Below are 20,896 nucleotides of genomic sequence, written 5' to 3' on the forward strand. Positions count from 1 at the left end.
CCGCCCGACATGACGTTGCCGATCCACGCCGTCCTTGCTGATCTGCTGGCCGCCTTGCAAGACGGGTCCAATGCCGTGCTGATTGCGCCACCGGGCGCCGGCAAGACAACAGCGGTCGCCCCAGCGCTGCTCGACCAGCCATGGTGCGATGGGCAGGTGCTCCTGCTATCTCCCCGCCGCATTGCCGCACGCGCGGCGGCAGAGCGGATCGCCGAGATGGGCAGGGAAACCGTCGGACGGACAATCGGTTATGCGACCCGCATGGATGCCCGCCACGGGCCGGAAACTCGGGTTCTGGTCCTGACCGAGGGGATTTTCCGCAACCGCATCATCGCCGACCCGGAGCTCTCCGGTGTGTCGGCGGTCCTGTTCGACGAAGTGCATGAACGCAGCCTCGACAGCGACTTCGGCTTGGCTCTCGCGCTGGAAGCACAGGCGGCCTTCCGCCCTGACCTGAGGCTGGTCGCCATGTCGGCCACGCTCGACGGGGAACGCTTTGCCGCGCTGATGGGTGATGCGCCCACCATCGCCAGCGAAGGGCGGAGCCACCCATTGACGCTGCGCCATATCGGCCGCGACGCCACGCTGCGTATCGAGGATGACATGGCGCGAGCGGTGAGGCGGGTGCTGTCCGACGAACCGGCGGGGGACATCCTAGCCTTCCTGCCGGGTGTGCGGGAGATTGAGCGGACGGCGGAGTGTCTCGAGGGACTGTCTCTTGCGATCCTGCCGCTGCATGGGCAACTCGACCCTGCGCAACAGCGCGCTGCCCTGCGACCCGATCCGCAAGGCCGGCGCAAGCTCGTCCTTGCTACCAGCATCGCCGAGACCAGTCTGACCATCGATGGTATCCGTATCGTCATCGACAGCGGCCTTGCCCGGCGGGCCCGCTTTGACATTGCCGCCGGGACCAGTCGCCTGGTGACCGAGCGTGCCAGTCAGGCAGCAGCTACCCAGCGGGCCGGTCGCGCAGCGCGGCAGGGGGCGGGTGTAGCCTATCGTTTATGGGAGGAAGCGGCCACGGGTGGAATGGCCCGTTTTGATCCGCCGGAAATCAGCGACACAGACTTGGCGCCATTGCTCCTTGATTGTGCGGCGTGGGGGGAGAGTGATCCGCAACGCCTCGCTTGGCTCGACCCGCCGCCGGCGCCAGCGCTGGCAGAAGCACGCAGCCGGTTAACTCGCATGGGCGCGTTAGATGCTGGCGGAGGCCTGACCGAACATGGCCATTCCATTGCGGGACTGCCACTGCCCCCTGCAATCGCGCATATGGTCATAGCCGGGGCAGAGACAGGGCAGGCGGCGCTCGCCGCCGAACTTGCGATGCTGCTGTCAGAACGCGGTCTTGGCGGACGCGATGTGGACCTTTCGCAGCGGCACGCCCGTTGGATGCGCGAAAAGGGGCAGCGCGCGGATGCGGCCCGGGCTATCGCCCGTCGCTGGGCAAAGCAGGCGGCAGAAGGCAAGGCAGGCACACATAGCGCTACCATAACAGAGGACCGGTCCGTCGCCATCGCCCGCCTGATCGCCACTGCTTTTCCGGACCGCGTCGCCCGCCGGCGGAGTGGGTCGGGCGAGGAATGGCAGTCTGTGGGCGGCCGCGGCTACCGACTCGATCCCGCTTCTCCGCTCGCCAGTTCACAGTGGCTTGCAATTGCCGACGTGCAGGGTGCGGCCGGTGGTGCGCGCATTCTCTCGGCCGTGCCGATGAACGAGGCACTCATTGACGCATGGATCGCCGACCATGGAAATACCCGTCGTACAGCGCGCTATGACGCATCCAATGACCGCGTTGAAGCAATGCGAGAACGTCGGCTGGGTAGCATCATCTTGTCGCGCGCGCCCGACCCGGAAGGCGGCGACTCCGCCGCCCTTTTGGTTGAGGCGGTCCGCGATAGCGGGTTGGCCGTGTTGCCATGGACTGATGGTGACCGGCATTTGCGCGCCCGCGCCGCTTTTGCCGGGATAGAAGTGCTTGATGATGATGCCTTGCTCGCCAATCTTGAGGATTGGCTGCCGCCTTTGCTTTCCGGGCGCCGACGTTTCAGCGACATTCCCAACGGTGCGCTCGGGCAAGCTTTGCTCAATCTGATTGACTGGGACCAGCGCCAGACGCTCGATCGCCTGGCTCCGGCGGAATATCGAACGCCGGCCGGATCAAACCATGTGATTGATTATGCGGCAGAAGCGGGACCGACCGTGACAGCCAGGGTCCAGGCATTTTTTGGTCTCGACCAGCATCCTGTCGTGGGCAGCGGTGCGGTGCCGCTGGTGCTGAGCCTCGCCTCTCCTGCTGGCAGACCCATTCAGACGACACGCGATCTACCGGCCTTTTGGCGTGGCAGTTGGGCCGATGTGGTCAAGGAGATGCGGGGGCGCTACCCCAAGCATCCCTGGCCTGACGCGCCATGGGAGGCAGCGGCAACCTTGCGGACCAAGGCTGCGGATGCACGACGTTCAGGCAATTGACGCGACTCATTGATTGCTGTCGCCCGCTTCGCTAGGGGGCAGGGGACTTCAGACAAAGGGTGCCCCATGCACGCACGCATTTTTCAGGAACCAAAGAATGCCATGCAGTCGGGCCGCGCCCGTACGCAGCGCTGGGTCCTTGAATTTGCACCGGCTGAGCCGCGCCGAGCCGATCCGCTAATGGGCTGGGCCGGCAGCGGCGATACGCAGAGGCAAGTCAAGTTGACTTTTCCGACGCTTGAGGCGGCAAAGGCCTACGCCGAAAAGGAAGGCATTGCCGCCCACATCGTGCCCACCCCTTCGCGCACACTCAAGTTGCAAAGCTATGCCGACAATTTCCGCTGAGCGCCCTTAAATCGTTGCTGGCGTTTAGCGGGCCAACCAATTCGCGGACAGCAAGCTTACCAGCTTGACGTCGATGGCATAGCCTTCGGATCGTTTATCTGCGACAAAGCCATCAATACCTGACAAGGGCACTCGATGGACGATGATGTCTTCGCCTGCCACACCGCCACCCTCTGCAACTTTCGTCAGACCGCGAGCCACCATCATGGTGAAGCTTTCGCCAACCATGCCGGGTGAGGAATAAAAGTCGCCCGCTACCTGCCATTCGGCCGCAACATAGCCGGTTTCCTCTTCCAGTTCCCTTGCCGCTGCGATCTCAGGCGGCTCGTCGGTGTCTTCGTCACCAACAAGGCCGGCTGGCAGTTCAATGCATGGCTTGCCCAGCGGCACGCGATACTGCTCGACAAGAATGATGTGGCGGCCATCATCCGCGTCATCAATGGCGAGGATAACCGCCGCGCGAATGCCCCTCGCGCGATTGACATATTCCCATTTCCCCTGCCGGACCGCGGTGATGAACCGGCCTTGCCACATCGTTTCTACGGGCAAGTCCCGATCATCCGTCATACTTTCAGCCTGTCTTCAGAGTTCGATAAGCCGATCGGGCATTTCATTCCGGTCATCATGGCTGCGCGGAAAATGGGTGGCGAGCAAGGTGCCGACCATTTCCACCGCGCCAACAATGCCATCACCTGGTCGGCCATCACGGACATCTGAGGTCAACCTCGCCATGGCTTCACCCCAATCGGCATCGTGCACCTTGCCGTTGATCGCTTCATCAGCGACGAGTTCGGCGCGATGTTCAGCGAGGCTGAGGTAGATCAGCACACCTGTGGCCGCGCGGGTCCTGCTTTCGATGCCGATACGGAAGGCGCGCACAGCTTCACGGCGCACGCGGCGAATCTTGATGGACCTGGGCGTCAGCCAAATGCCCAGCAAGGTCCATCGCAACAGCGCCCAGCCAAGCCCAAAGGACAGTGACTGAACGATCAGCACCGACAAGAGCAACTCGACCCGCGTCAGCTCCGGGTGCCAATTGCCGGTCAGAAAGACCACCCATCGTTCAAACGCCTCGGGCAGCAGCAAGATGGTTGCCAGTGACAACAGGGGGATCAGGCCTGCGAGGAACAAAATCCAGTCCGCATAATCATCGGATCGACGCGCCACCATGGTTGAAATTTCGCCGTCGCTTTTCAGTTCGGCTTCGGCAACTGCCTCACTAATCCGCGCATGATCTTCAGCAGGGATCAAAAATTCCTTTGCCATCACCAGCCTCCGCTCGCGCCGCCGCCGCCAAAAGAGCCGCCGCCGCCCGAGAAGCCGCCGCCACCCCAAGAGCCACCGCCCCATGAGCTGCCACCGCCGCCCCAATCACTCCCACCGCTGCCCCAGACAATGATCGGGCCGCCCGAACCCTTGCTCGAATAATGGCGTCCCTGTTTGCGCCCGATGATCAGCAGCAGGATGAAGAGGACAACAAAGGTCCAAAAGATAACCATGCCGATGGTATTGCCCATTTCTTCGGATTCAGCTGCCGCAGCGGCAACGCGCTGGGCTTCCTCGGGGGGGAGTGTCAGCTGGCGGATAACCGCATCCGCACCGGCCGTGACGCCGCCATCGAAATCACCCTCCTTGAACCTGGGTGTAATCTCGTTGCGAATAATTGTGCCTGACAAGGCGTCGGTCAGCACCGGCTCTACGCCATAACCGACTGAAATGTTCATCTTGCGCTCGTTTGGCGCGATCAACAGGACTACGCCATCGTTGCGTTCCTTATCGCCGATCCCCCAATGCCGGCCAAGCTGGTAGCCGAAATCGGCAATCTCATACCCCTGGAGATCGGGCACTGTCGCGATGACAAATTGCCGCTGGCTCTGAGTTTCCAGATTGGCGAGTTTGGTGGTCAGTGCCGCCTCTGTCTCGGGGGACAGAATGTTGGCGGCATCGACGACCCGTCCGGTCAATTCCGGGAATTGCTGTGCATAGGCAGGAGCGCCCGCCAACAAAAGTGACAGTAGCAGGATCAACATGCTGGCCAACTGGCGCGCATGGCTCATGGCATTTGTCATGGCAGGACGTGGCTCAGAGAGCGGGCGCCGGCCTTCATGCCGCCCGCCATGTCACCCCGGCTGAGAGCTGGCATCATCTCGTTGATCACGTCTTGGGCCTTGCGGTTGGAGTCTTCGACTGATCCAAATCCCAGGCCCATGGCCACCCGCACCCGCTCTTCACTGGGCACCAGCAACAGCATGACGCCATCGTTGCGATGCTTGTCGCCGATTGACCAAGCATCACCCAGGCAACGGGCCACCAGCCCGTCGTCCTTGCCATTGAGGGTCGGCAGCATGACCGCCACGGCCTCATGGCCGGTGTTGGCCTGATATTGCCGCAATGTCTGCTCGATCTCCAACTCGTCCGCCTCGGCAATCAGGTCGGCCGGGTCGCTGACCAGTCCCTTCAACTGCGGCAGGCTGATGTCGCCGCATTCACGGCTCATCGGCAGCGCGGTGCGGATAGGCCGTTCGACCGGCCCCGCCGCCGGCGCGGCGGCTTTCTCTTCCGTCGGAGACGGGGAGCAGCCGCTGGCAATGGCAAACAGGACAAGAGCAGCGGCGACAGGTGCGCGCTGACGGATCACTGGCCGAAATTCACCGTGGGGGCGACTTCGGCATTCGCGGTGGTCGCCTGATAGGGGGTCATGGGCTGGGCGCCATGGATAATCTTCGCGCCGATAATGTCGGGGAAAGTGCGGATTGTGGTGTTATAGGATTGCACCGCCGCATTATAATCGCGGATCGAAATGGCAATGCGGTTTTCCGTACCTTCCAACTGGGTCTGGAGGTTGAGAAAGCCTTCCTGGCTGCGGAGCTGGGGATACTGCTCCTGCAATGCGACGAGTCGGCCCAGCGCCACGGTGACCTGGCCTTGTGCCTGCTGATAGCGTGCCATGGCTGCCGGATCGCTGAGCTGTTCGGGTGACAGCGTGACAGTATTCGCGCCTGCACGGGCGTTGGTCACTTCGGTCAATATCTGGCGTTCGCTGGCAGCCTGTCCCTGAACCGTCGCGACAAGATTGGGGATGAGGTTGGCACGGCGTTGGAAATTCGCCTGCACATCGGCCCATTTGGCCTTTGCATTTTCCTCGGCCGTCGGCACGCTGTTGATACCGCAGCCAGAGAGGGACACGGCAGCCACGGGGGCCACCAGAGCAAATGCTAAGCGACGATTGAACACTGGCAAATCCTTCCGCAAAAACAACCGTCCCGTTGAACGGTTATCCCGCCCCATCCGGCGGATCGACTGCTATGTAGGCCTTGCACTGTGCCACTGCAATAACGCACCCAAAAATTCGACTTAGTCATGCGTCAATGCTAGGTTGGACAGATAGTCTATGGGGAGACCAGCACAATGTTGTCGGAATTCAAAGCGTTCGTTCTGCGGGGTAATGTTCTCGACCTTGCGGTTGGCGTCATTATCGGTGCTGCTTTTGGCACCATTGTCAAATCATTGACCGATGATTTGATCATGCCGCTCGTAAGCTGGGTTTTTGGAGGCGTTGATTTCGCTTCAAAATTCATCATTCTTGGCGCTGTTCCAGCGGATTATCAGGGGTCTTTGACAGATTATGCCGCGCTCAAGGAAGCCGGTGTGGCGATGCTGGGATATGGTGCCTTTGTCACGGCTATCGTTAATTTCCTGATCCTGGCTTTTGTCATCTTCCTGCTCGTGCGCTGGGCCAATAAATTGCTGTCCAAGCCGGCGGAAGAGGCGCCTGCCGGGCCCAGCGAAGTCGAATTGCTGGCCGAAATCCGCGACGAACTGCGCAAACGCTAAGGCCTTGATCCACCCGTTTTCTCGCCTGGGTCTTTGCAATGGGCGGGTTGTTCCCTATATCCCGCTGTGCCGGCTTGTCCGGCTATGACGATAAATCGTGGCGTCAAATAGGCACAGCGGACCCGGGGGCAGTACCCGGCGGCTCCACCACAAACCCCGTTCATTGATGCCGGTATCGCGGCGGACGGGGGTTCTGACGGGGCCGAACCAGGATCGACGTGTGTTGAAAAACGCTTGCTTTCGTTCGGGCTGAGTAACCCGTTAAAGGCTCAAACTCACAAGTGCTAACGATAACGAAGCACTCGCTCTCGCGGCATAATTGAGGGCCTCACGGCCTGAGATTATTCCAAAAAGAACGCGGCAGGGACCGAGCCGGGCAACAGAATCGGAAACCAGCGGTTCGGAGGGTACCGGGCAACAGAAACCCTCCACCTTTCCCTTCTCTGCGCTTTGCGCCAAAAGGTGGCGATAAGAGGAGAGAGGCCAGTGACCATGACCTATCCGTTACAACGCAGCGCGCTTGAGACGGCCAGCGCTATAGCTGCCGGGCAGACCACTGCGGTTGCTGAATGTGAAGCCGCCATTGCCCGGATAGAGACGATCAATCCCGCGCTCAATGCCGTCATTGTCAAGGATTTTGAACGGGCACGTGCCGATGCTGTGGCCGCCGACGCGGCCCTGGCCGCCGGAGACCGGCGTCCGCTGTTGGGTGTTCCGATGACGATCAAGGAGAGCTTTGAATTGGCGGGGACCCCATCGACATGGGGCTTTGCTGAGCATCGTGATAACGTCGCGGTCCAAGATGGCTCCACCGTCCGCCGCTTGCGCGCTGCAGGTGCGATTATCCTCGGCAAGACCAATGTGCCGGTGGCGCTGGCTGACATCCAATCGGTCAATCCAGTCTATGGACGGACTGTCAACCCATGGGATGCCAGCCGGACCTGTGGCGGTTCATCGGGTGGCAGTGCCGCAGCCATTGCCAGCGGCATGGTCCCGCTCGAAATCGGTACCGATATCGGCGGATCGGTCCGAACTCCTGCCCATTTTTGTGGCGTGTTTGGCCACAAATCGAGTTACGGTGTCATTCCTCTGGATGGGCATCGGTTTCCGCGCACCGATGGCGCGGACCGACCTTTGTCAGTTGCCGGGCCGCTTGCGCGAACTGCCGCCGACCTGTCCGCGGCGTTGGATGTTGTCTCTGCGACACCATTGGCGCCAAGCCGGATTACCGGGCTTGCCGGCGCCCGCTTGTTCATCATCACGCATCATCCTCGCGCGGCGGTAATGCAAGACATTGTGGCCGGTATCGAGGCAGTGGCTGAAAAAGCGCAAGGCGAGGGGGCCAGCATATCCCGTTCGAGCGAGTTAATGCCCGATCTTGCGGCGATCATGGCCAGTTACATGCCCATGCTCAACATGATTGTAACTGGCGGTGCACCAGCACCGAACGGACAATTGCCCACCGTGCAGCAGTGGTTTGCCTTGTGCGATGCGCAAGCAAGGATTCAGCGGCAATTTGGCCGATTCTTTGAGCAGTTTGATGCCATTTTGTGTCCTGTGCATGGCACGACGGCTTTCCCTCATGACGACAATCCAGACATGCGCGCCCGCTTGTTGATGATCGATGGCAAGGAAACACGATACGCTGACCAGTTTGCTTGGATCAGCATGGCGACCTTCGCCGGCCTGCCCTCCACTTCGGTACCAATAGGGCGCGCCAGTGATGGCCTGCCTTTCAATATGCAGGTAATTGCGGCCAACCGGCGCGATCATGACGGCATCCGGTTGGCGGGACTTTTGTCGGGTCTGGTTGCGGACTGAAGTCAATGGGAATGCTTGACAAGCTCGACCGCCTGTTTGTCGTCTATCGCCGCAGCTGGATTGCGCTGTTCTGGTTGGCACTGTTGTTTACGCTGGTTATGGCGCTGTTGCCCAAACCGCCGCCCCTGCCAGGTCAGCCGACCGACAAGTTCCAGCACATTGTAGCCTTTGCGGTCCTTACTCTTCAGTCTTTCGCCGCGTATCCACTTACGCGCTGGCTGGCTCGCTTTGGTTGGCTGGCTGCGTTTGGTGCAGTGATCGAATTGGGTCAGATGATCCCTGTGCTGGGACGCAGCGCGGATTTGGCCGATTGGCTGGCGGATAGTGCAGCGATCCTGATCACTATTGCCATCACGGCAATCTTTGACCGGTGGCGCCGGAAAGGCTGAAGCCCCCGGCGCCAGGCAAAGTCAGCGATTGCCCTGGATGATATCGCCCAAGAGGCCGATCGCGGACCCCTCGCCCCGGTTTTCGCCACCTCGTGGCCCTGCTGCTGCTAGCATGCGTCCGGCAAGGCGGGAGAAGGGGAGGGATTGAATCCAGACATGCCCTGGTCCCCGCAATCGGGCGAAAAAGAGGCCCTCGCCACCGAACAATACTGATTTGACCCCGCCTGCCGTTACCAGATCGAAATCGACGGTCGGCGTGTAGGCGGCGAGGCAGCCTGTATCAACATGGATTTCTTCGCCTGCCGCCAACTCGCGTTCCACCAATGTACCTCCCATCTGGACAAAGACCCAACCGTCACCCTCCAGTTTCTGCATGATGAAACCTTCACCACCGAACAGGCCAGTCATCACCTTGCGTTGAAAGGCAATGCCAATTGATACGCCCCTGGCAGCGGCCAGAAAGCTGTCCTTTTGGCATATCAGGGTGCCCCCGTAGTTGGACAGTTTCAGCGGAAGAATGGCTCCCGGTGTGGGCGACGCAAAAGCAACCCGGGCCTTGCCGACACCGTTATGGGTGAAAACAGTGGTGAAAAGGCTCTCGCCAGTAACCAGCCGCTTGCCGGCGCCGAGCAGCTTACCCATGAAGCCGCCCCCTTGATCACCGCTGCCGTCCCCAAACACTGTGGTCATGCCGACGCTGCCATCCTTCCAAACCAAAGCGCCTGCTTCGGCCACCGCGCTTTCGCCAGGATCAAGCTCAATCTCAACGAACTGCAGTTCTTGACCCTTGATTTCAAATTCGATTTCGTCAGCCATGCTGGTCTCTCCTGTCGTCGCGAATGATCTGGCAGGCAGTAGCCTTTACCCTCTGCATCGCCATGCAGCTGGATGTGGCGTCAACCGGCTGATCAGGCAAGGACTCTCACCTTGAATTGGCAACTGAAGAGCCTATTTGTCGGATGCGGGCCGGGCCCCTCTGGCGACACACATGTCGCGATGTCGGACCGCATCGAGTGAGCTCGATGCCGGTTACAGTGTTTGCGCCGCGACCGGCGGGCCGCTCGTTTCATCGATTTGGAACGAGGATATCCGACCGTGACCAGCCCATCGCGCACAACAAACGTCATGCTTTATGCAACAGTGGACAGCTTTTCCATCGACAGGGGAGCGGCAGCGCTTGCGCTGGCTCTGGTCCAGTCAGGGGCAGGTAAGCTCACCGCATTTCTCGCGAACCTTGACGCTAATGTGCCGCCCAGTTCATCCGGGCGCAGTTTGGCGGAAATGGAACAGGATTTTCGCCGTCGGGCAGAGGCGAACATCGCCAATGGCCAAGCACTGTGTGACAAGGCTGAGAAGTTGGGGATCAAGGTTGGAGTGGTCAATGACTTTGATCACTCCCGCGGAATGATCAGTTGCATTTCTGATCGGGCCCGCCTGCATGATGTGCTGGTAATCGGCGTCGACAAGCAAGGGCTTATGAGTGATCGGCTGGTTGCCGAAAATCTCCTGTTTTCTATCGGTCGACCGATGCTGGTGGCGCCCCCTGACTGGACAGGCGCCTTCACCCCGAGACGAGTGGCTCTCGCCTGGGATAACAGCCGCGTTGCTGCCAGGGCGCTGGCAGATGCACTCGCGGTATTACCCAATGTCGAAGAGCTTGTCCTGCTGACCATAGGCGGTGAAAAGACAGTCGACTCCAGCATGGATGAGGCGACCACGGTGGCAACCATCGCTGGCAAAGGCTTGTCTGTGCATATGGTCAACCGGCCTATCAACGGCAGAAATATTGGGTCAGCGCTTCAAGAAGAAGCCTTGGCGCTTGGTAGCGATGTGCTTGTGATGGGTGGATATGGCCATTCGCGCTTGCGCGATTTCATTCTCGGCGGGGCCACCCTCTCCGTCTTAGGTAGTCCGCGCTTGCCAGTGCTTGTTTCCCATTGATTGGTTAGAAGGTCCGGATGAATGGATGGCTCGGGTGGGTTAGTTTCCTGCCCGAGACGTACGCTTGCAACTTAAATCTGGGCAATCGCTGCCAAATTACGGTCGAATTGACCGCGACTTCCTTTTGATCTGCCCCTGCCGAAAGCTATTCGCAGGTGGTCAGAAGCCTGAAATTGGCACGGCAAAAGGGGTCGAAAAATGAATAGCAGGTCAGGTAGGTCCTATAGTCGAAACCAGCGCGCATTGCGGCGAACTACCGATATGTTGCTTACATCTGCTGGGCTTATACTTTTTCTGATACTGGCCAGTCTTTTGATCGGCGTTGGCTTCTATTGGCTCGTCGATCTTGCGATGACTCTCGAGGTTTGAGGCCGGCGTTCAAACGCCCGGGAACGGATTCTATTGCGCTGACCCGAACGAACGCGGAACTTATAAAGTCCCGAGTGTCCGATGATGCCAATTCGCCTATAGCCCGCAGTTAGCCCGATCAAGAGTGACGCAATTTATCCGACCGCACGGCTTTTGGGCTGAGCAGTCGAGGATCGCACGCACGTGTCATGCTTGGCCGACCGATCGCCGGCCAGCGCTGGTGGTGATAAGATCTGCGAGGGTGAAAATGGTGCCGGCTACAGGATTCGAACCCGTGGCCCCCTGATTACAAATCAGGTGCTCTACCAACTGAGCTAAGCCGGCGCTGGCTGCCCTTTAGGGTTAAATGATACCAAAGGTCCAGCCCTCCTGTTGCGCGATTGCATTGGTCAGCGGTTCGGGGTGCCAGTAATCGGCATTGGCCGCTGTGCTGCGCATCCAGGCGGCGGTAACCAATGCGTCTGTCGCATGATCATCAAGGCGCGAAACAGGTTGGTACGGTGAGCCGAGGCAGGCAAGCGCGGCCTCGAGTGCTTCTGAATCGCGGATCTTGCTGCGGTGGGCCGGGACGCCGGCAGCCCGCGCCGCGACACTCGTGTAGATTTCGATGATTGCTGGTCCTCGTTCGGGCAGCGGGTCGAAAGGCCAAATGGGGATGCGATCCTCCAGTCGGCTGAAGAGACGCATGCCAGTGAGGGAACTTTTGCCTACCTGGGCTGCGCCAACCAGGTTGAAACAACTGGCAGAGCGAGCCTGACCGGTCGCGCGTTGATGGCTTTCCACTTGGCGGAGTCGCCCGATGCCGACGCCGAACAATGTGCCTTCCCGACCGCCGTGCCTACGGAAATATGGGGATATGTCGGGATGATCGACAAAGGAAGTAGCCGAGAGATGAGGGTCATTGGAGCACAAAGAGTCAACGAGCCGCCATAATTCGCGCGGCCCCTTCGGACTCCCGTGCCACCCCGGAAAATAGGCGTTGGCGTCGATGAAGGGCAGTGCGGGTGAAAGGTCAAAACCAATCAGCATATCCGTACCACGCCGGGCATGGTCGACCAACCAATCGAGCACAAGTGCGCGACTCCAGCCTCCTGCTGGCTCAATCAGGCGTGGCGCGGTCTGGCCGGATGCCAGCGCGATCGCGATGCCGTGCGGCCGGGGCACCGCTGCGCCGGACCAGTCAATGCAGGCAAAAGCGGAGAAGATGCGTTGCCGCCTGATCATTGGTCAATTGCTTCCATTATGGCAATATTTGCACGCCTGTTCGGAGTTGCGCCCTTGCAACCGTCCCGCCCTAGGCCCAAATGCAACTCATGTTGATCGAAACTGAATTGACGCCGAATCCGGCTACTCGCAAGTTTCTGCCCGGTCAGATCGTGATGGCCTCCGGCAGCAGAGACTTTTCTTCGCCAGAGGCGGCAGAGGCGTCGCCACTTGCAGAAGTGCTTTTTGGTCTGGGCGATGTAACTGGCGTGCATTTTGGCAAGGATTTCGTTGCTGTGACGGCGGCCCCCGGTGCCGACTGGAGCCTTTTGCAGGCGGATGTTGCGGCCATTCTTCTGGATCATTTCACTGCTGATATGCCGTTGTTGCGAGAAGCATCGGCAGCTGGGATTTCCGTCCCTCCTGAAGACGGACTGGTCGATGAATTGCCCTTTGATCCAGCCGACGCTGATATCGTTGATCAGATCAAGGAGTTGATCGAGACTCGCATTCGGCCTGCTGTCGCAAATGATGGCGGCGATATTCGGTTTAAGGGATTTAACAAGGGCCACGTCTATCTTGTGATGCAGGGCGCCTGTGCTGGTTGCCCTTCGTCAACGGCCACACTCAAAAACGGCATTGAGTCCCTTCTGAAGCATTACGTCCCCGAAGTGACGGAAGTGCATGCCGTTTAGGCATTTTTGGCGGTAAGGTTTTCAACTCCTGTTGGCTAGGACCAATTATCATGAGCGAGCCATTGAACGACGCGGCACTGGACCAGCTATTCCGGACAGCCAGAACCTATAACGGTTATTTGGATCGTGCTGTCAGCGTGGATCAGTTGGAATCGATCTGGGATCTCATGAAGATGGGACCAACATCGGCCAATGCGCTACCGGCCAGACTGATTTGGTGCACCTCCACGGCAGCCAAGGAAAAGCTGGCCGCTTGCGCTGGCGGGGCCAACCCGCCGAAGATATTGTCCGCTCCGGTGAGTGTAATCATCGCGATGGACTTGCGCTTTCACGATCATTTGCCTGATCTGTTTCCGCATACCGATGCGAAGAGCTGGTTTGACGGCAATGACGCGCTCATTCAGGCCACCGCTTTTCGAAACTCTTCCTTGCAAGGCGCCTATTTCATAATGGCGGCTCGCGCTTTGGGTTTGGATACCGGGCCCATGTCCGGCTTTAGCCCAGAAGCAGTTGAAGCAGCCTTTTTTCCCGATGAGCCCAGCCTTAAGGTCAACTTCATTTCCACCCTAGGGTATGGCGACCCCAACACCATTTTTGAACGCAGTCCGCGCCCGGAGTTCGGTCGCTTCAACCGCGTCTTCTGAAACGGTAACCCGGTCCCGTGCGGCTGTTAGTGATTGATACGTGTACGCCGCATTTGAGCGTCGCCCTGTTTGATGGCGAGCAGTTGATCGGCCACCGCCATGTATTGATAGGCAGGGGGCATGCCGAACAGCTGCTGCCAACTATTTCTGACTTGCCTGACGGTGGCCGGGCCACAGCGATTTGCGTAGGTTGCGGCCCTGGCAGTTTCACAGGGCAGCGGATTGGCATTGCTGCTGCCAAGGCATTGGCCTTTGGATGGGGAGCGGACCTGAAAGGGTTCAATACTTTATCCTTGGTTGCAGCACATGGCCGCAGCCTGAGCGGCGCGGACCAGTTGGCAGTGGTTATCGATGGGGGACATGGCGAATGGCTGGTCGCAGGCGGTCAGGCCATGAATGACCCTGTTGTCGTCAATTCCTGCACACCTGACGCGGCTGTCAGCTGCATTACTGATCAACATGTTGCCGGTCAGAGAGCGGTCGATTTTGTTTCCCTGCGCGGTTTCGGACAGGCGTGGCCAGCCGAAGCAGATGCGAGGCTGTTTCCTTTCCTTGGTCCAAAAGAAATTTTCGGCGATCTGCGGCCTTTGTATGCGCGACCGCCAGATGCAAAGGTTGCTGCTTGATGGCAGGCAATTACGCTACCCGTCAGCCCGTTGATGTCGTGGGTATCGGGATGGACCGACTGGCGGCTGTGGATGAGATTATGGCCGCTGCATTTGATCCCAGATATGGCGAAGCATGGAACTCAGCTCAGGTGCTCGCCACCTTGGCGATGCCCGGTTACCAACTGCGCGGAGCCTATTTGGGCGACGGTGCGGGACAGCTCGCGGGCTTTGCCATCTTTCGGATAATTGCGGGGGAGAGCGAGCTGCTTTTGTTGGCCGTTCATCCCCGATGGCGTAGATCTGGCGTTGCGACGGCCCTAATGAACGACTGGCTGAGCATATGCAGCGGTGAACTGGTGACCATGGCTTGTCTTGAGATGCGCGAAGACAATCCTGCGCGTGATCTCTATCGCGCCTTTGGATTTGTCGAGGTTGCATTACGCAAATCCTATTACCGCGGAAACGATGGGACAATGCGAAACGCGGTCACAATGAACAAGATGGTCACAGCTTTCTGATCTTTTCTGTAAGGATATTATAAGTTCCGATTTAGAAATTGATTTGGAATGTTGCACCATCATGAAAATTCCATTAGAGGGTCACGTGATCGATGTTGATTCCATCATTGAGTATGAGGGACGATGCGATCTAACAATCATATCTCGGGAATATTGAAATGGCAGACGCAAACGATACGCAGGAATTTCTTGCGACATTAACAGCAGACATCGTCTCGGCGCACGTCAGCAATAATAGCGTTTCGACAGCGGAGCTTCCTGGCCTCATCCAGTCGGTTTTCGCTTCTTTGGCTGGACTTGGTTCGGCTCCGGTAGTTGCTGAAGAGAAGCAGCAGCCCGCTGTGTCTGTCCGTTCTTCGATTAAGCCAGACTATATCGTCTGCCTTGAAGACGGTAAGAAACTGAAGATGCTGAAGCGTCACCTGATGACGCACTATCAGATGACTCCTGACGATTATCGAGCGAAGTGGGGGCTTCCTAGCGATTATCCGATGGTAGCGCCCAATTATGCAGAGCAGCGCCGGTCGCTGGCCAAGCAGATCGGCCTTGGGACCAAGGGACGCGGTGGCGGTCGCAAGCCTGGCCGCAAATAAGCTGTATTGTCTCTGATTGCGCGGTTTGCCCGCTCATCCGTGCCACTGTGCCTGGATGGGCGGGCGTTCTTGTTGTGGTGCGGTACCGATTAACGGGTTGCTGTGGGCGCGGTTCCGCTAGTCGGTCACTTGCTGCTCCTGATCGAGTAACCTATATGCTCCGCAGGGTTGCAACGGCGAAGGTTACATGGGCAACAAAATCGACATCGAAACGCTCTGCGCCGAAAAGGGTTTGCGAATTACCGAGCAAAGGCGCGTGATTGCCAAAGTCATCGGCGATTCGGATGATCATCCCGATGTTGAAACGCTTCACGCGCGGGCGTCCGCGATAGACAGCGGGATATCGATAGCGACGGTATACCGGACTGTGCGCCTGTTTGAGGAAGCAGGGATACTTGACCGGCATGATTTCGGCGATGGCCGATCCCGTTATGAGGCCGCGCCTGAAGCGCATCATGACCATCTGATTGATGTTGAGACTGGGCGTGTGATCGAGTTTGTCGACCCCGAGCTTGAAGTCTTGCAGCGGCAGATTGCCGAACGCCTAGGGTTTCGTTTGGTTGACCATCGCATGGAGTTGTATGGCGTTGCCATTAACCGGAAGGATTGACGCCAAATCCTCCCAGGGGCGTGTCATGTCAGTGGCCAGTTGGCTGCGCATTGTCGCGCGGCTGAGCGCACTGGTTGGGTTGTTGGTCCTCCTGGTGCCCTTACACTATTTGACACATGCAATTGGTCGCCATTCGCATTGGCCACGAACCTTCCTCGGCTCGGCGGCGGCTGTTGTCGGGGCGAAAGTCGTCACCGTGGGGGCTCCTCGTTTCGGCAATGTGTTTTTCGTCGCCAATCATTTGAGTTGGATAGATATTCTGGCTCTGGGCGGAGCGAGTGGGACCGCCTTTATTGCAAAGGCTGAATTGGCCAAGACCCCCGTGATCGGCTGGCTGTGTGGTTTGAACCGCACTTTGTATGTCTCGCGCGATGACAGGCTGGGTGTATCCTCGCAAATCAGCATGGTTCGGGAAGCGATGGCCGAGAACCATGCCATAGCAGTGTTTCCCGAGGGCACGACCAATGACGGCCGATCATTGCTGCCGTTCAAGTCATCCTTGCTTGGGGTTCTGGAACCACCGCCTGCGGATGTGCATGTGCAACCAGTATTCATTGACTATGGTGATGTGTCCAGCGAGATTGCCTGGATTGGGAATGAGGGTGGCATTGACAATGCCCTGCGGATATTGGGCCGCAGTGGTCGATTTGATCTCCATATCCATTTTCTTGAATCCTTCGATCCGACCCTTTTGGGTGGTCGAAAAGCGATCGCGGCGGAGTGTCGCGCGCGGATTGAGGCGGTCATGCAGTCCGAACTATATCAGCGTAGCGTGGCTTGATCCGAACAAGGATGTTTGAAACCGAAACCGGATCAGGCTTGGTCACGCGGGAAACTCGGCCGGGCTAGAACTCCGCTGCCATGGATCAAAACACGAGTGCTGCCACGGTGATGTCTTTCCCCGTGCGGCTCCATCTCGCATTGGCAGCTGAAATGGCCTAGGTGCCTTTCCTTGACACTATCCGGCAATTGTTGGCGCTACGGACATAAGATGCGATACCATGTAAAGAGTTTTGGCTGTCAGATGAATGTTTATGACGGCGAACGCATGAGCGAAATGCTTTCCGGCGAGGGCATGGTGCCTGCCGCCAATGCGGTTGATGCGGATCTGGTTGTGCTCAACACATGCCATATTCGGGAAAAGGCTACGGAAAAGGTCTATTCCGATATTGGCCGTTTGCGGCGCGCCGACGGCACACGTCCCATGATTGCTGTGGCTGGTTGCGTTGCCCAGGCTGAGGGCAAGGAGATCGCTCGCAGGGCCAAGGTGGATGTGGTGGTAGGGCCCCAAGCTTACCATCGCTTGCCCCAATTATTGAAACAGGCCTCTGAACATGGGCTGGCTGTTGATACTGACATGCCGGCGGATTCAAAATTCGCTTCCTTGCCAAGCCGTAAGCGTGTCGGAGCGTCTGCTTTTCTGACAATCCAGGAAGGCTGCGACAAATTTTGCACCTATTGTGTTGTGCCCTACACGCGTGGAGCAGAGGTAAGTCGTCCATTTGCTGCTATCCTCGACGAGGCCCGTTCACTGGTTGATGCGGGTGCCCGGGAAATCACGTTGCTTGGGCAGAATGTGAACGCGTGGTCCGGGACGGATGATGTCGGGCGGTCCATTGGTCTGGCCGGACTGATCCGCGCGCTTGATAGACTGTCCGGCCTCTGGCGCATCCGTTACACAACCAGCCATCCGAACAACATGACGGACGATCTGATCGCTGCACATGGAGATGTGGAAAAGCTGATGCCGTTTCTGCATCTGCCCGTCCAATCGGGCAATGACAGGGTGCTGCGGGCAATGAATCGAAGCCATGGTCGTGATGACTACCTCCGGCAGATTGAAAGGGTTCGGCAGGTCCGACCGGACATTGCCATTTCCGGTGATTTCATCGTTGGCTTCCCGGGTGAAACCGAAGCCGAATTTCTCGATACGCTGAGTCTGGTAGAAGCGATTGGATATGCGCAGGCGTTCAGTTTCAAATATAGCGCGCGTCCGGGGACACCGGCTGCGGACCTAGGGCATATGGTGGCCCCCGACGTTTTGGATGATCGCTTGCAACGTCTTCAGGCGAACCTTTTGCGCGATCAGGCGCGATTCAATGCCGACTCTGTTGGCCGCAGATGCGAAGTTTTGCTTGAACGGGATGGACGAAAGCCGGGTCAATTGATCGGCAAATCGCCTTGGATGCAATCCGTGCACGTTCTTTCTGATGACCAGATCGGCGATATCGTTTTGGTCGATCTGACAGAGGCTGGCCCCTTGTCCCTGAGCGGCCAGATCGTCACTTGAGGGCGTTCGCCAGTCATCATTAGCAGCCATTCAAAATTTTGCTGTCACAAGGCGCGAAGTGGTGCATCTTGTGCCTGCTACCGTTTCTGGAGACCGTCGAGCCATGTCTGGCGACGGGCCCTGGGACTGCGCTGAAGGAACCATATGAGCCGAAAGCCCCTGCCTGCTCGTTCCGGTGACCGGAGCCGGACCGAAATGACCTTTGACCGCCCGCAATTGCTGCCTCAGTTATTTGGGCAATATGATCAAAATCTGGTCGCGCTGGAGAACCGGCTGGGCGTTTTCATCACCGCGCGCGGTGATCGGGTCGGTCTGGAAGGAACGGCTGAAAGCGTCGCGCTTGCACGGGATGTTTTGAACGATCTTTACCGACGATTGCAGCGGGGTGATGAAATCGATCCCGGCTTGCTGGACGCCGTTATTGCCATGGCGGCAGAGCCAACGCTGGATGGCATTGTGCAACGTGCCGACCATTCCAGTCCGCCGATCATGATCCGCACCAGGAAAAAGACGATTGTCCCGCGATCGTCCACCCAGATCGGCTATATGCACGCCCTGGTGCGCGATGATATAATTTTTGCGCTTGGCCCAGCAGGAACAGGCAAGACATATCTTGCCGTCGCCCAGGCCGTCAGCCAGTTGATCCAAGGCAGTGTGCAGCGGCTGATCCTCTCGCGCCCCGCAGTCGAGGCTGGTGAGCGGCTAGGGTTTCTGCCCGGCGACATGAAGGACAAGGTCGATCCATATTTGCGTCCGCTTTATGACGCTTTGTATGATTGTCTGCCCGCTGAGCAAGTCGAGCGACGGATCGCATCAGGAGAGATAGAAGTCGCGCCGTTAGCGTTCATGCGCGGGCGAACCCTGGCGGATGCCTTTGTCATCCTTGATGAAGCGCAGAACACCACTGTCGCGCAGATGAAGATGTTTCTTACCCGTTTTGGCCTGAACAGCCGTATGGTTGTGTGCGGTGACCCGAAACAGGTGGACCTGCCTCCGCCCGGTGTTTCCGGGCTTCAAGACGCGGTTGGCCGACTGGAGGGCGTTGACGGGATTTCCGTGGTTCGCTTCTCAACGGCCGACGTCGTGCGGCATCCCATCGTCGGTCGGATCGTTGAAGCCTATGAGGGCAAGGATGATTGACGTTGCTGTCACCATCGATCCATGTTGGGAAGGCGAGGGCGATTGGCAAACATCGCTCACGAAAGCTGTAGAGGCGACATTGGATGCCAGTCCGTTTCGTTTCTGGCTGACATTGCCGGCAACAGCCGAGGTCGCGATACAACTGACCGATGATAGAGAGGTGCAATTGCTCAATGCCACTTGGCGTGGCAAGGACAGGCCGACCAATGTTCTTTCATTCCCGCAGTTGGAAAGGGAAGAGGTGATGAACGGCGCTCCGATGCCTCTGGTTGAGACGCTGTTTGGCGATATAGTGTTGGCCTGGGAGACATGCGCACGGGAAGCCTCAGAAAAGTCGGTTTCCATCAGGGCCCATGCCATTCACTTGGTGGTCCATGGCACGCTGCACCTGCTGGGTTATGACCACCAGACCGAGCAAGACGCGGAAGCAATGGAGGGCCTAGAGAAACAGGTAATGGAGTCACTGGGATTTGCAGACCCTTACACCTTGGAAGGAGCGAATTAAATGGCGAGCAGCGGGCCCAAATCGGAGGGCGACAGTAGTAGCCGTCTTTGGCGCTATTTGCGCAATATCTGGTTCGGGGACTCCAATGAGCCCACACTGCGTGAGCAGATAGAAGAAGTCATCGACGAGGCCGAAGAGGACGCCGAGATTGACACCCAAGCGGCCCGGGAAGGCGATTTGTCTCGGGTCGAGCGGGAAATGCTGCGGAACATGCTCAACTTTGGGGAGCAAACGGCGGATGATGTAGCCGTTCCGCGTGGAGATATCATCGCAATCGATGAGAACGCCAGCTTTGACGACGTAGTGGCCCTGTTTGCAGAGGCAGACCATAGTCGATTGCCGGTGTATCGCGACAGTCTCGACAATGTCATCGGCATGCTGCACGTCAAAGACGTATTTTCTATCCTAGCGCGTAAAGAGCCCCCGCCAGCCAAGCTAGGCCCGTTGATGCGGCAGCCCCTGTATGTGCCACAGTCGATGAGCGCGATGGAGTTGTTGGCTGAAATGCGGGCAAAGCGGACCCATCTGGCCATAGTGCTTGATGAATATGCTGGCACAGATGGCCTTTTGACGATCGAGGATCTGATGGAGGAGATCGTTGGCGATATTGAGGATGAGCATGACGAGGCTCCACAGGATTTGTTGATCCCGGTTGGGCTGGGATGCTGGGACGTCGATGCGCGTATAGAACTGGAGGAATTGGCGGAGCGACTGGACCCGCGTTTGGCTGAGGTTGAAGGAGATGTCGACACGCTGGGTGGACTTGCCTTTGTGCTGGCCGGGCATGTTCCCCAGCCGACGGAAGTCTTGACCCATCCCAGTGGATGGACGATCGAGATACGACAGGGGGACGAACGGCGTGTCGTCCTCGCGCGTTTGAGAGAGCCTGATGCCCATTCAGGGCCATCCGGAGCCTGACCCT

At 58.5% G+C, this 20,896-nt stretch carries 24 protein-coding genes, 1 tRNA gene and 1 other RNA gene; 18 read left to right on the forward strand and 8 right to left on the reverse strand.

Annotated elements, in window-relative coordinates:
* Positions 1-9 precede the first annotated feature (9 nt).
* A complete protein-coding gene (gene hrpB, locus GV829_RS09920) occupies positions 10-2,469 on the forward strand; it encodes an ATP-dependent helicase HrpB (protein WP_169946261.1) in 2,460 nt (819 codons plus the stop codon).
* A 66-nt stretch (positions 2,470-2,535) separates the two neighbouring features.
* A complete protein-coding gene (locus GV829_RS09925) occupies positions 2,536-2,814 on the forward strand; it encodes an ETC complex I subunit (protein ID WP_169946263.1) in 279 nt (92 codons plus the stop codon).
* Positions 2,815-2,838: 24 nt separating this feature from the next.
* On the opposite strand, the gene GV829_RS09930 is transcribed toward GV829_RS09925, so the two are convergent.
* The 5 genes from GV829_RS09930 to GV829_RS09950 are packed head-to-tail and all read right to left on the reverse strand — an operon-like array spanning position 2,839 to position 6,009.
* Positions 2,839-3,381 carry an NUDIX hydrolase gene (locus GV829_RS09930; protein ID WP_169946265.1) on the reverse strand — a complete coding sequence of 181 codons (543 nt, stop codon included), beginning with the start codon at positions 3,379-3,381 and terminating at the stop codon, positions 2,839-2,841.
* A gap of 15 nt (positions 3,382-3,396) precedes the next feature.
* Entirely contained in the window at positions 3,397-4,080 is a 684-nt protein-coding gene (locus GV829_RS09935; RefSeq protein WP_169946267.1) for a TPM domain-containing protein, read from the reverse strand.
* Positions 4,080-4,871, reverse strand: a complete 792-nt coding sequence (locus GV829_RS09940) for a TPM domain-containing protein (RefSeq protein WP_169946269.1) — start codon at positions 4,869-4,871, stop codon at positions 4,080-4,082. Before GV829_RS09940 ends, GV829_RS09935 begins: the two co-directional genes overlap by 1 nt.
* A gap of 8 nt (positions 4,872-4,879) precedes the next feature.
* Positions 4,880-5,452 (reverse strand): TPM domain-containing protein, encoded by a 573-nt coding sequence (locus tag GV829_RS09945; RefSeq protein ID WP_169946271.1) that lies wholly within the window; start codon positions 5,450-5,452, stop codon positions 4,880-4,882.
* Positions 5,449-6,009 carry a LemA family protein gene (locus GV829_RS09950; RefSeq protein WP_425505411.1) on the reverse strand — a complete coding sequence of 187 codons (561 nt, stop codon included), beginning with the start codon at positions 6,007-6,009 and terminating at the stop codon, positions 5,449-5,451. The genes GV829_RS09945 and GV829_RS09950 overlap by 4 nt, the downstream gene beginning before the upstream one ends.
* Positions 6,010-6,222: 213 nt before the next feature.
* Between GV829_RS09950 and mscL the strand changes: the two genes are divergently transcribed.
* From mscL to GV829_RS09970, 4 genes are all read left to right on the forward strand, one after another.
* Entirely contained in the window at positions 6,223-6,648 is a 426-nt protein-coding gene (gene mscL, locus GV829_RS09955; RefSeq protein WP_169946275.1) for a large conductance mechanosensitive channel protein MscL, read from the forward strand.
* 28 nt (positions 6,649-6,676) lie between these two features.
* Positions 6,677-7,042: a transfer-messenger RNA gene (gene ssrA, locus GV829_RS09960) on the forward strand.
* Positions 7,043-7,140: 98 nt separating this feature from the next.
* Positions 7,141-8,469: an amidase family protein gene (locus tag GV829_RS09965; RefSeq protein WP_169948209.1), complete on the forward strand. Its 1,329-nt coding sequence runs from the start codon at positions 7,141-7,143 to the stop codon at positions 8,467-8,469.
* 11 nt (positions 8,470-8,480) lie between these two features.
* On the forward strand, positions 8,481-8,858 hold the full coding sequence (locus GV829_RS09970; protein WP_169946277.1) for a VanZ family protein: 378 nt from the start codon (positions 8,481-8,483) through the stop codon (positions 8,856-8,858).
* Between the two features lie 21 nt (positions 8,859-8,879).
* Here GV829_RS09970 and GV829_RS09975 read toward each other — a convergent pair whose 3' ends face one another.
* Positions 8,880-9,674, reverse strand: a complete 795-nt coding sequence (locus GV829_RS09975) for a TIGR00266 family protein (RefSeq protein WP_169946279.1) — start codon at positions 9,672-9,674, stop codon at positions 8,880-8,882.
* A gap of 456 nt (positions 9,675-10,130) precedes the next feature.
* On the opposite strand from GV829_RS09975, the gene GV829_RS09980 reads away from it, so the two are divergent.
* A complete protein-coding gene (locus tag GV829_RS09980; protein WP_246202824.1) occupies positions 10,131-10,799 on the forward strand; it encodes a universal stress protein in 669 nt (222 codons plus the stop codon).
* Positions 10,800-11,416: 617 nt separating this feature from the next.
* Here GV829_RS09980 and GV829_RS09985 read toward each other — a convergent pair.
* Together GV829_RS09985 and GV829_RS09990 are read right to left on the reverse strand one after the other, a co-directional pair.
* Positions 11,417-11,492 (reverse strand) — tRNA-Thr (locus GV829_RS09985).
* A gap of 18 nt (positions 11,493-11,510) precedes the next feature.
* On the reverse strand, positions 11,511-12,392 hold the full coding sequence (locus GV829_RS09990; protein WP_169946281.1) for a hypothetical protein: 882 nt from the start codon (positions 12,390-12,392) through the stop codon (positions 11,511-11,513).
* 89 nt (positions 12,393-12,481) lie between these two features.
* On the opposite strand from GV829_RS09990, the gene GV829_RS09995 reads away from it, so the two are divergent.
* The 11 genes from GV829_RS09995 to GV829_RS10045 all read left to right on the forward strand — a co-directional run bounded on the left by GV829_RS09995 (position 12,482) and on the right by GV829_RS10045 (position 20,892).
* Positions 12,482-13,066 (forward strand): NifU family protein, encoded by a 585-nt coding sequence (locus GV829_RS09995; RefSeq protein WP_169946283.1) that lies wholly within the window; start codon positions 12,482-12,484, stop codon positions 13,064-13,066.
* Between the two features lie 50 nt (positions 13,067-13,116).
* Positions 13,117-13,710, forward strand: a complete 594-nt coding sequence (locus GV829_RS10000; RefSeq protein ID WP_169946285.1) for a malonic semialdehyde reductase — start codon at positions 13,117-13,119, stop codon at positions 13,708-13,710.
* Positions 13,711-13,739: 29 nt separating this feature from the next.
* The gene (gene tsaB / locus GV829_RS10005; RefSeq protein WP_281356197.1) at positions 13,740-14,336 is read left to right on the forward strand and encodes a tRNA (adenosine(37)-N6)-threonylcarbamoyltransferase complex dimerization subunit type 1 TsaB; all 597 of its coding nucleotides are present in this window, start codon (positions 13,740-13,742) and stop codon (positions 14,334-14,336) included.
* Positions 14,336-14,836 carry a GNAT family N-acetyltransferase gene (locus tag GV829_RS10010; protein ID WP_246202826.1) on the forward strand — a complete coding sequence of 167 codons (501 nt, stop codon included), beginning with the start codon at positions 14,336-14,338 and terminating at the stop codon, positions 14,834-14,836. Before tsaB ends, GV829_RS10010 begins: the two co-directional genes overlap by 1 nt.
* Positions 14,837-14,994: 158 nt before the next feature.
* Positions 14,995-15,429 carry a Ros/MucR family transcriptional regulator gene (locus GV829_RS10015; RefSeq protein ID WP_169946289.1) on the forward strand — a complete coding sequence of 145 codons (435 nt, stop codon included), beginning with the start codon at positions 14,995-14,997 and terminating at the stop codon, positions 15,427-15,429.
* 187 nt (positions 15,430-15,616) lie between these two features.
* Entirely contained in the window at positions 15,617-16,039 is a 423-nt protein-coding gene (locus tag GV829_RS10020; RefSeq protein WP_169946291.1) for a Fur family transcriptional regulator, read from the forward strand.
* Complete coding sequence (locus GV829_RS10025; RefSeq protein ID WP_169946293.1) at positions 15,990-16,820, forward strand: lysophospholipid acyltransferase family protein; 831 nt, start codon at positions 15,990-15,992, stop codon at positions 16,818-16,820. Before GV829_RS10020 ends, GV829_RS10025 begins: the two co-directional genes overlap by 50 nt.
* 210 nt (positions 16,821-17,030) lie before the next feature.
* Positions 17,031-18,329 carry a tRNA (N6-isopentenyl adenosine(37)-C2)-methylthiotransferase MiaB gene (gene miaB, locus GV829_RS10030; protein ID WP_169948216.1) on the forward strand — a complete coding sequence of 433 codons (1,299 nt, stop codon included), beginning with the start codon at positions 17,031-17,033 and terminating at the stop codon, positions 18,327-18,329.
* 144 nt (positions 18,330-18,473) lie between these two features.
* Positions 18,474-19,469, forward strand: coding sequence for a PhoH family protein (locus GV829_RS10035; RefSeq protein ID WP_169946295.1), 996 nt, complete (start codon positions 18,474-18,476; stop codon positions 19,467-19,469).
* Entirely contained in the window at positions 19,462-19,974 is a 513-nt protein-coding gene (ybeY, locus tag GV829_RS10040) for an rRNA maturation RNase YbeY (RefSeq protein ID WP_169946297.1), read from the forward strand. Before GV829_RS10035 ends, ybeY begins: the two co-directional genes overlap by 8 nt.
* Complete coding sequence (locus GV829_RS10045) at positions 19,975-20,892, forward strand: hemolysin family protein (protein ID WP_169946299.1); 918 nt, start codon at positions 19,975-19,977, stop codon at positions 20,890-20,892.
* The last annotated feature ends 4 nt before the right edge of the window (positions 20,893-20,896 follow it).

This window comes from Sphingomonas lacunae (genome assembly GCF_012979535.1).
Classification (GTDB): domain Bacteria; phylum Pseudomonadota; class Alphaproteobacteria; order Sphingomonadales; family Sphingomonadaceae; genus Sphingopyxis; species Sphingopyxis lacunae.